Source organism: Salinarimonas sp. (assembly GCF_046292825.1).
Classification (GTDB): domain Bacteria; phylum Pseudomonadota; class Alphaproteobacteria; order Rhizobiales; family Beijerinckiaceae; genus Salinarimonas.
In genome coordinates this window covers 1-9,059 of record NZ_JBKBQG010000077.1, presented here as the reverse complement: position 1 = coordinate 9,059, position 9,059 = coordinate 1, and the positions used below count along the sequence as shown (strand labels likewise).

General features: G+C 71.1%; 7 protein-coding genes and 1 tRNA gene. 2 read left to right on the top strand and 6 right to left on the bottom strand.

All coding sequences use genetic code 11. The annotated features are described in order from the left end of the window. Nucleotides 1-318: 318 nt before the first annotated feature. From atzF to ACK4UM_RS20375, 3 genes are all read right to left on the bottom strand, one after another. On the bottom strand, nucleotides 319-2,127 hold the full coding sequence (gene atzF, locus ACK4UM_RS20385; RefSeq protein WP_409802718.1) for an allophanate hydrolase: 1,809 nt from the start codon (nucleotides 2,125-2,127) through the stop codon (nucleotides 319-321). A gap of 9 nt (nucleotides 2,128-2,136) precedes the next feature. Beyond that, entirely contained in the window at nucleotides 2,137-2,829 is a 693-nt protein-coding gene (locus tag ACK4UM_RS20380) for a GntR family transcriptional regulator (RefSeq protein ID WP_409802714.1), read from the bottom strand. A 167-nt stretch (nucleotides 2,830-2,996) separates the two neighbouring features. Then, nucleotides 2,997-3,533: a thermonuclease family protein gene (locus ACK4UM_RS20375; RefSeq protein WP_409802711.1), complete on the bottom strand. Its 537-nt coding sequence runs from the start codon at nucleotides 3,531-3,533 to the stop codon at nucleotides 2,997-2,999. 266 nt (nucleotides 3,534-3,799) lie between these two features. Here ACK4UM_RS20375 and ACK4UM_RS20370 point away from each other — a divergent pair. Further along, nucleotides 3,800-3,892, top strand: a tRNA-Ser gene (locus ACK4UM_RS20370). Nucleotides 3,893-4,146: 254 nt separating this feature from the next. Next, nucleotides 4,147-5,769, top strand: coding sequence for an ABC-F family ATP-binding cassette domain-containing protein (locus tag ACK4UM_RS20365; RefSeq protein ID WP_409802707.1), 1,623 nt, complete (start codon nucleotides 4,147-4,149; stop codon nucleotides 5,767-5,769). A gap of 264 nt (nucleotides 5,770-6,033) precedes the next feature. Here the strand turns inward: ACK4UM_RS20365 and ACK4UM_RS20360 are convergent, their stop codons facing one another. The 3 genes from ACK4UM_RS20360 to ACK4UM_RS20350 all read right to left on the bottom strand — a co-directional run bounded on the left by ACK4UM_RS20360 (nucleotide 6,034) and on the right by ACK4UM_RS20350 (nucleotide 8,806). Then, nucleotides 6,034-6,846, bottom strand: coding sequence for a hypothetical protein (locus tag ACK4UM_RS20360; protein WP_409802704.1), 813 nt, complete (start codon nucleotides 6,844-6,846; stop codon nucleotides 6,034-6,036). A 146-nt stretch (nucleotides 6,847-6,992) separates the two neighbouring features. Further along, complete coding sequence (locus ACK4UM_RS20355) at nucleotides 6,993-7,727, bottom strand: DUF6065 family protein (protein WP_409802701.1); 735 nt, start codon at nucleotides 7,725-7,727, stop codon at nucleotides 6,993-6,995. Nucleotides 7,728-7,804: 77 nt separating this feature from the next. Further along, nucleotides 7,805-8,806, bottom strand: coding sequence for a hypothetical protein (locus ACK4UM_RS20350; protein WP_409802697.1), 1,002 nt, complete (start codon nucleotides 8,804-8,806; stop codon nucleotides 7,805-7,807). Nucleotides 8,807-9,059: the final 253 nt, after the last annotated feature.

Here is a 9,059-nt window from a genome sequence, read left to right as displayed (position 1 = left end):
AGACGGATGGGGTCTTTCGCTCCGAAGGAGCGAAGGGGCGTTGGGCTTCTCCGTACGTAAGGCGCTCTTTCACGACGCCCCTTCGCCGCTTGCGCGGCGAATGACCCCATCCGACCCGTCGCCTGCGGCGCCGGGCCACCTTCCCCTGAGGGGAAGGAGAGGGGCGGCGTCTTGCATGCATCGATCCCATGCGCAAATCACGATGTGGGAAGCTCGTAGCCCCCAAGCGGGAGGGGAGAGCGTCGAGCGCGTCGCACGCCTCGGGATCTCCGGTTTCATGACGACCAGCGCGTAAACCTGTTCTCTTCTCTCCCCGGCTCACCCCCTCGCCAAATAAGCACGCCAGCCGCCGAGCGCGGTGATGTCGCGGCCGGTGCGGGTCGCGGCGGTTTCGCAGAGGAAGCCGGTCACGCGGCGCCCTTCGGCGAGCTCGACCTTGCCGATCGCGAGCGGCGCGGGAATTCCGGCGACGAACGGGCCGAGGGCGGCCTCCGGCACGCTCCAGAGCTCGCCCGCGATCGCCGCGCCCCCGCCGTCCTCGTCGCGCACGAGGCCGGGGCGCGGCGGAGACAGCTGCTCCAGCGCGAACAGCCGATAGACGGGCGCCGTCCGCACGGCTCCGAGAAGACGCGCGCCGCAGCGGGTCAGCTCGTGCGAGAGGGCGAGCCCCTCCATATGCGCGCCGAACACCGCCAGCGGGATCGTGCCGGCGGGCACGGCCTCCGCGGCGGGGAGGGGGCCCCGCTCCGGCAGGGGCGCGCCCGTCGCCCCCAGCGTCAGGCCCGCCGCCGCCTGCGCCTCGGCACCCCATTCGAGGAGCGCGCCGTCGCGGAAGGCGGGGGCGAAGAGCGTCACGCCGAAGGGCAGCCCGTCGGGCCGGAAGCCCGCGGGGATCGCGATCGCCGAGAGATCGAGGAGATTCATGAAGTTGGTGTAATAGCCGAGCTCGCTGTTCCTCGCGATCGGCTCGGCCTCGACGGCGGCGATCGTCGGGATGGTGCCGGCGGTCGGCGTGAGGATCGCGTCGACAGCGCTCCAGACCGGCTCGGTCGCGCGCGCGAGCGCGTGGAGCCGGTAGAGCGCCTCATAGGCGTCCACCGCCGAAAAGCGCCGGCCGCCCTCGACGATCGCGCGCACCGTCGGATGGCCCGCATCCGGATGCTCCGCGAGGAAGCGCCCCACGGCCGCCGTGCGCTCGGCGACGAAGGCGCCCTCGTAGAGGAGACGGGCCGCCTCGAGGAAGGGCGCGAGGTCGATCTCGACGAGGCGCGCGCCCGCCTCGCGGAAGCGCCCGATCGCGGCCTCGAACAGAGCCGGGTTGTGCGGATCGTCGAAGAAGGCGAGATCCTGCGGGCGCGGCACGCCGAGCCGAAGGCTCGCTATACCCGCGCCGCGCGGCGCCAGCGCGGAGCCGGGCTTGCGCGAGAAGGGCTCTTGCGCGTCGTAGCGCGACGCGACGCGCGCGACCGCGGCGGCGTCGTCGCAGGTGAGCGCGAAGACGCTCACCACGTCGAGCGATCGGCAGGCCGGCAGGACGCCGCGCGTCGTGACGAGCCCGCGCGTCCCCTTCCAGCCGACGATGTTGCAGAACGACGCCGGCACGCGCCCGGACCCCGCCGTGTCCGTGCCGAGCGCGAAGCCGACCGCCCCGCACGACACCGCGATCGCCGAGCCCGATGACGATCCGCCGGAGACGTAGGCCGGGTCGAACGGGTTGCGGCCGGGGCCGTAGGGAGAGCGGGCGCCGACGAGGCCCGTGGCGAACTGGTCGAGATTGGTCTTGCCGACGAGGATCGCCCCCGCCTCCCGCAGGAGCTGCACGACGGGCGCGTCCGCGCTCGGCGCGAAGGCGAATTCCGGACATCCGGCGGTGGTGGGCATGCCGAGGACGTCGATATTGTCCTTCACCGCGAAGGGCACGCCGTAGAGCGGCAGGCTCGCGCGGTCGCGGCCGACGAGCGCCTCGGCCTGCGCCTGCACCGTCTCCTCGTCGCACAAGGTGACGAAGGCGTTGAGCGCGGCGAGGTGGCGCGCGCGCCGCAGCGCCTCCGCCGCCACCGCCCGCGGGTCGGCGCCGTCCGCATAGGCGGCGGCGAGGGAGCGAAGATCGAAGCCGAGGTCGCGCATGTCGGTCGCCTATTGCGGATCTTTGTCCGGACGGGGGGCGGTGATGAACTCGGCGCTCGCCGCGCTCACGGTGATCATGTGGGCGCGGGTCGCGCGGGCGGCCTCCTCGGCGTCGGCGCGCAGGATCGCGCGGACGATCGCGTCGTGCTCGTCCCAGGATTTGCGCACGCGGCCGGGCAGACGGAACTGCGCGTCGCGGAAGGGGGCGAGGCGGGCGCGCATCGCGAGCACCAGATCGCGCAGGTACTCGTTGCGCGCGCCATCGTAGAGCATCGCGTGGAATTCGATGTTGTGGGCGGCATAGGCCTCGGCCGAGCCTTGGCGCAGGAGCGCGCCGGACCCTTCGTGCGCCTCCGCCAGGAGCTGGCGCTCGCGGGCGCTCATGCGCTGCGCGGCGAGGCGGGCGCAGGTCGCCTCGAGCTCGGCCATGGCCTCGAACATCGCGGTCAGCCGCGCGTCGGTGACGATCGCGACGCGCGCGCGGCGGTTCGGCGGCCGCTCGACGAGCCCCATCGCGGCGAGCTGGCGCAGAGCCTCGCGTACCGGCGTGCGCGAGCTGCCGAAGCGCGCGGCGAGCCCGCTCTCGTCCAGGCTCTCGCCGGGCGGCAGCGTGCCCGAGACGATGTCGGCCGAGAGCGCGCGCACCATCGCGTCGACGGTGGTCCCCGTCCGCACGAGCCCCCGCGCCTTCGCTGCGTCCACCCCCGCCATAAACGCTCCCGATCCGGCGCCTCGTCGAGCGCTCCGCAAGCGCCGTGCCAGGGTCCGGTCGGCGCCGGAAGGGGAGGGCGGCCAATGGGGCGGCTGCGGAGTGCATACACTTTCGGCAGCGATGCCCGTGCCGTGCGCATGCGCGCCCGAGGCGCGGATCAGCGCTGCCTCTGCGCGCGCCGCCAGTCCCAGGGGGCCATGTTGTCGCCGTCGAAGATCCCCCGTCTCGCGGCGCGGGCGCGCTCCTCGTGCGCAACGTAATCGAGGCTGAAGCTGCGATAGGCGAAGGCGAGCCCCTCTTCGACGAGCGTCGCGCCGAGATCGACGCCGTCCACCGCGCAGCGCGCCACGACGCGTCCGAAGCGATCGCGCTCGATCGTCCGGCAGGCGACCTCGCGCCCGTCGGCGAGCGCCGCGAGCCGCGAGCCGGCGACCTCCCCGCAGGCCCAAGCCGCGCCGTCCGCCCGCCGGCATTCCTGCCGCGCCTCGGGCGCGTCGATGCCGTGGAGGCGGATGCGCTCCTCGCCGAGCCGCAGCGAATCCCCGTCCGTCACGCGCGCGATCCCGACGAGCAGGCCCGCATCCGCCTCCACCGAGACCGTCGCCGCGGGCGCGTCGGCTTCGCGGATCCTGTCGACGAAGGCGAGCGCGAGCGTGCCCACGAGCGCGAGGACCGCGAGCACGGCCCCCTGCATTCCGCCCGTCCGGCGGCGACGGCGACCGGGCGATCGCGGCGCCCGGCCCGGCGCACGGCTCTGGTTGCGCCCGGACGGGGCGCGGCGACGCGGGGGCGTGCGCTCGGCTCTTTGGTCGACGAACATCCGTCGAGATAACCGAGCGTCGCACTGATTCGCAACCTATACACGCATAGCCGCGTAAGGCGGAGCGGCCGCGCCCGCGCGTTGGGCACGCATGAGCCCGTTGACCGCCGCGCCGTTACCGCATATGTGGAGCATGCGCTGGAGTCGTGGCCGAGAGGCTGAAGGCGGCGGTTTGCTAAACCGTTATACGGCCAAAAGCCGTATCGAGGGTTCGAATCCCTCCGACTCCGCCATCGGTTTCAGCGACCGAACTCGGACCCCACGCACGTCTGACGATTTCAGCTTCATCGGTTCGGCAGGACGCGCATCTCGGACCTGCGAGATCGCTTCAACGTCGGAATCAGTGGTGTCGTGTTTGCGCCCGATCTCCATACAACGATGATCGGCGGCATGGGTCTTCAGCGCGTCCCCCCACATGGCGCCCGCCCCCATCCCGTGCCATAAGCCGCCCCGACAATCCTCCAGCCGTGGTGCAGGCGAGTTTCGGATGATCCGTATCGAGAACGTCTCCAAGCAGAACAGCCATCGCATCCTCTTCATCGAGGCCTCCGCGACGCTCCATCGGCAGGAGAAGGTCGGCCTCGTCGGCCCCAACGGCGCCGGCAAGACCACTCTGTTCCGGATGATCACCCGGGAGGAGGAGCCCGACGAGGGGCAGGTCTCCGTGGAGCGTGGGGTCACGATCGGGTATTTCAGCCAGGACGTCGGCGAGATGGCGGGCCGCAGCGCGGTCGCCGAGGTGATGGACGGCGCCGGCCCCGTGAGCGCGGTCGCCGCCGAGCTGCGGGAGCTCGAGGCCGCCATGGCCGATCCCGATCGCATGGACGAGCTCGAGGCGATCGTCGAACGCTACGGCGAGGTGCAGGCGCGCTTCGAGGAGCTCGACGGCTATTCGCTGGAGGGCCGCGCGCGGGAGGTCCTGGCCGGTCTCGGCTTCTCCGAGGAGATGATGGACGGCGACGTCGGCGGCCTCTCGGGGGGCTGGAAGATGCGCGTGGCGCTCGCCCGCATCCTGCTGATGCGCCCGGACGCGATGCTGCTCGACGAGCCGAGCAACCATCTCGACCTCGAGAGCCTGATCTGGCTCGAGGCCTTCCTGAAGACTTATCCCGGCGCCCTCATCATGACCTCCCACGATCGCGCCTTCATGAACCGCGTCGTGGACAAGATCATCGAGATCGACGGCGGCACGCTCACCACCTACTCGGGCGATTACGAGTTCTACGAGCAGCAACGCGCGCTCGCCGAGAAGCAGCAGCAGGCCCAGTTCGAGCGCCAGCAGGCGATGCTCGCCAAGGAGATCGCCTTCATCGAGCGCTTCAAGGCGCGCGCCTCCCACGCCGCTCAGGTGCAGAGCCGGGTCAAGAAGCTCGAGAAGATCGATCGCGTCGAGCCGCCGCGCCGCCGCCAATCGGTCGCCTTCGAGTTCCAGCCCGCACCCCGCTCGGGCGACGACGTCGTCGCCCTGCGCGGCGTCCACAAGAGCTACGGCAGCCGGCGCATCTACGAGGGGCTCGACCTCGTCGTGCGGCGCAAGGAGCGCTGGTGCGTGATGGGCGTCAACGGCGCCGGCAAGTCGACGCTCCTCAAGCTCGCCGCCGGCGCGACCGAGCCCGACGACGGCACGGTGGCGATCGGCTCGAGCGTCAAGATGGGCTATTTCGCTCAGCACGCGATGGAGATCCTCGACGGCGATCGCACGGTCTTCCAGTCGCTCGAAGACGCGTTTCCGCAGGCCGGCCAGGGCTCGCTGCGGGCGCTCGCCGGGTGCTTCGGCTTCTCGGGCGACGATGCCGAGAAGCGGTGCCGGGTGCTCTCGGGCGGAGAGAAGGCGCGGCTCGTGATGGCGAAGATGCTGTTCGACCCGCCGAACCTCCTCATCCTCGACGAGCCGACGAACCATCTCGACATCGCGACGAAGGAGATGCTGATCGCCGCGCTCGCGCGCTACGAGGGCACGATGCTGTTCGTCTCGCACGACCGCCACTTCCTCGCGGCCCTGTCGAACCGCGTCCTGGAAGTGACCCCGGACGGCGTCCACCAATATGCCGGCGGCTACACCGACTACGTGGCGCGCACCGGCCAGGAGGCTCCCGGCCTGCGGGGGTGAGGGGGCGTTTGCGCGTCGGACGTCGCGATCGTCCTCGGGGTGTCATCCCCGGCCGGAGGTCGCTTGCGACCGGAGGGGAAGGGGACGAGAGCGTGAAAATTGCTTGCGGAGCAAGCACTTGTGGCGGCGTCTAGCCGCCTGGTCGGCGGCACGATCGCGTGCTGCGCACACGACTTTGTGCTGGGTCCCCTTTCCCTGCGCACGCTGCGCGTGCTCCGGCCGGGGATGACACCCTTCCTTCGGTCGCCGGCGTCTCCGCCGCGATCACGTCCCGAACGAATAGACCCGCACCCCGTAGGGCGACAGCGCGCGCACGCGGCGGCTCGCACGCGGGTCGAGGTTGCGCTCGCGGATGTCGGGGGCCTCGAAGAGGTCGGGGTGCTTCGGGTTCACGTAGACGACCTCCACCGGGCGCGGATCGGCGCGCACGCTCTCGCGCAGCCGCTCGACGAAGGGGCGCATGACGGCGGGACCGAAGGGATTGGCGAGGAGCACGACGAGCGGCTCGCGCGGCAGGTCGCTCTCGAGCGCGCTCTCGTGCAGGAGACTCACGCGCTCCTGCGCGACCTCGCCGCGGGCCGCGAAGGCGGCGAAGTTCGCCACCGCCATGTCGTGGAAGGTCTTGGCGAACTCGATGCCGGTCAGGTGTCGGAAGGGGAGGTCGGCGGCGACGCGCAGCGCGTAGCCCCAACCCGAGCCGACATCGACGAAATGGAAGCGCTCGAGCGCGAGGCCGAGCCCCTCGAAGGACCAGACGAGCGTCGCCGCAGGCACCGGCGCGCAATGGACCGCCGCATCGGCTTCCCCCGCCGCGCACAGCCGCAAATCGCTCTCCTGCGAGTGCATGGCCTCCGGCGAGGAGGCGACGAAGCGCGCGCGGCGGCGGCGATCGTCGAGGAGATCGAGCGCGCGGATGAGGCCGATCGTGCGCATATGCGCCGCAGTGGGCCGGAGGCCGACGCGGCGCAGCATCGCGACCGCCGTCAACGGCTCGCCGACGAGCCTCGGCAGCCGGTCGAAGCCGTATTCCTGCGCCTTGCTGAGCGCGCCTTCCTCGACATGCGTGCTGCGGCTCACCGGCATCTCTCCTGGCAACGAGCGTCGCTTGAGGGCGGCGGAGGCTGGCGACGCGTGATCCGTGGCGCGATCGTGCTGAAGTGGCACCCGGCGCGCAATCGTTTCGTTGTTTTTTCCTTAATGCGGATGAATGGGACCGCGCTCGTTCAGCGGCGGGCGAAGGGGCGGGCGCGCAGGCGGGTGCGATGGCCGGCGGCGCCGGCCGGCACGCCGGCGGCGTCGCGCCCGCGCTGATAGAGCTTCTGCCAGCGCTCGAGGCTCGCCTGGCTCTGGGGATCGGCGAGATCCCTGTTGAAGGCCGAGCGGCTCTCGGCCCAGGCATCGTGGCGCGCCTTCAGGTCGGGATCGCTCGAGAGTGCCGCGATCTCGGGCTCGACCGCCTCGATCGCGCCGCGCGCCACCGGAAAGACGTGGCAGAACGGCTCGCCCGCGGCGAAGCGGACGCGCTGGGCGGTGCGGGTGAAGAGCCAGTTCATCGTGAAGCTGAAGGGCAGCCAATCGGTCTCGACGATGCCGGTGAGCGGCGCGATGCCGTCCTTGGGGCTGTTGATCGGCCCGGTGACGTAGAGATCGACGCCCGGCGGCGTGCGGAAGACGATCGGGACGTGGAAGGTCAGCACCCCGTGCCCGAAATGGCTGACCGCCGCGGGCGGGCGCCCGTCTTCCGCATGGACGCGGATCGCGTCGAGCCCGCTGCCCCCGTCCCACACCGCGACGGTGTCGCTCGCGCACAGGATCTCCCAGCCATGGGCATTGGCGATGTTGAGCGGCAGGCAGCGATAGGCGAAGCGCTCGCTCGTCGCGCTCATCCAGTCGCGCTCGTGCGGCGCCGGGCGCAGCGCGACCTCGTGGCCGTCGACGACGTAGGCTGTGAGCTTCATGCGCAAGGTCCCCGGATGCGGGCGGCATCCGGGGACCAGGCTAGCGGAGGATGGTTAACGCTCCTTTGGAGCGTCGATCAGCGCGCGATGCGCAGCGCGTTGATCTGGTTGCCGATGGCGCGGAAGGCGCCGATCAGCTGTTGCCCGTCGCTTGCCCGGAAGACGTGCGTGTTGGCATTCGTCGCACAGCGTCCGAGGAGCCACTCGACATAGGAGGAGTCGAGATACCCGTCGGGGTCGAACATCACCGTGAAGATCTCGATGTCCTGCCCCTTGATGTTGCGGCAGACCTGCTCGGTGCGCGCGTCGAGGACTTCCATCGCCCGCTCGCGATTTCTCGTTCCGAGGCGATTATTTTCAAGGTAACCGTAGCCTGTATAGTCGCTTATGTTGAACGTCGTTCCCGGTTGGCCCTGGCCGATCTGCGGGACGAGTTCATTGAACCCGTCCGTCATCAGGATGATGAACTTGCGGTTCTCGCGGGCGAAGGGTCGCGCTTCGGGGACGAAGTTCGGCGAGAGCATCCGCCAGGCCCAGACGAGGCCGAGATTCATCGCCGTTCCGGATGCGCCCCGCGCGGTGAAGCTTCCGGCGGCGTCGAGCAGCCGGCGGCGATCGTTGGTGAGCGGGACGAGCGGGTCGGGGCACGACATGTTCGGCCCGAGCCTGCGCGAGGAGAGGGGGTGCGTGGTCAGTTCGGTATCGCGCGGCCGCACGCCGGACGAGTACTTCCAGACCCACGCCCGCTCCAGTTCCCAATACGCTCGGGGGTCCGACGCCGGCAGGTGAAGCCAGCTCGGCGGCGCCCAGAGCGGATCCCGCGGATCGAAGTTCGGAAGATAGTCGTTGCGGCTGCGTCCGTCGCCGTTCTCGTCCGGCCACAGCCAAGGCACGAAGAACGAGTCGCGATCGCCCGTTCTCGGAGGCCGGTCGTTCACGTCCCAGGGGTGCGGGCGCGCCTCGACGCAGCCGCCCCAGCGGACCCCCATCGCCGCGAACACATCGAAATGGTTCACTCTGCTAGGCGTAAAGTCGGTGCAGTCGGGCGGGTTCAGGGGCGGCGTGCTCTCGTTCCTCACGCCCCAGGGCGCCGAGCCCTGCGCATGGGCCGGAGCCGGCGCGAACAGCTCGCCGAGGAATTCCGCGAACCGCGCCGTGGCCTCGCCGGCGACCGCCGCGACGCTCGCCGCCGCGTCGTGCTCGGCCTGCGCGACCTGCTCGACGGCGACCGGCGCGCGCACGAGATCCGGGTTCCGGCCCGGAGGCGTGATCGGCCGGCGCGGCGGTGCCGGCGGCGGAGGCGGCGAGACGACCGGCGGCGGCGGCGGCGGC

Bases quoted from the DNA above. Each gene is read 5' to 3' on its own strand.
- atzF (WP_409802718.1), bottom strand. From the start codon at position 2,127: ATGCGCGACCTCGGCTTCGATCTTCGCTCCCTCGCCGCCGCCTATGCG.
- ACK4UM_RS20365 (WP_409802707.1), top strand. From the start codon at position 4,147: ATGATCCGTATCGAGAACGTCTCCAAGCAGAACAGCCATCGCATCCTC.
- ACK4UM_RS20375 (WP_409802711.1), bottom strand. From the start codon at position 3,533: ATGCAGGGGGCCGTGCTCGCGGTCCTCGCGCTCGTGGGCACGCTCGCG.
- ACK4UM_RS20355 (WP_409802701.1), bottom strand. From the start codon at position 7,727: ATGAAGCTCACAGCCTACGTCGTCGACGGCCACGAGGTCGCGCTGCGC.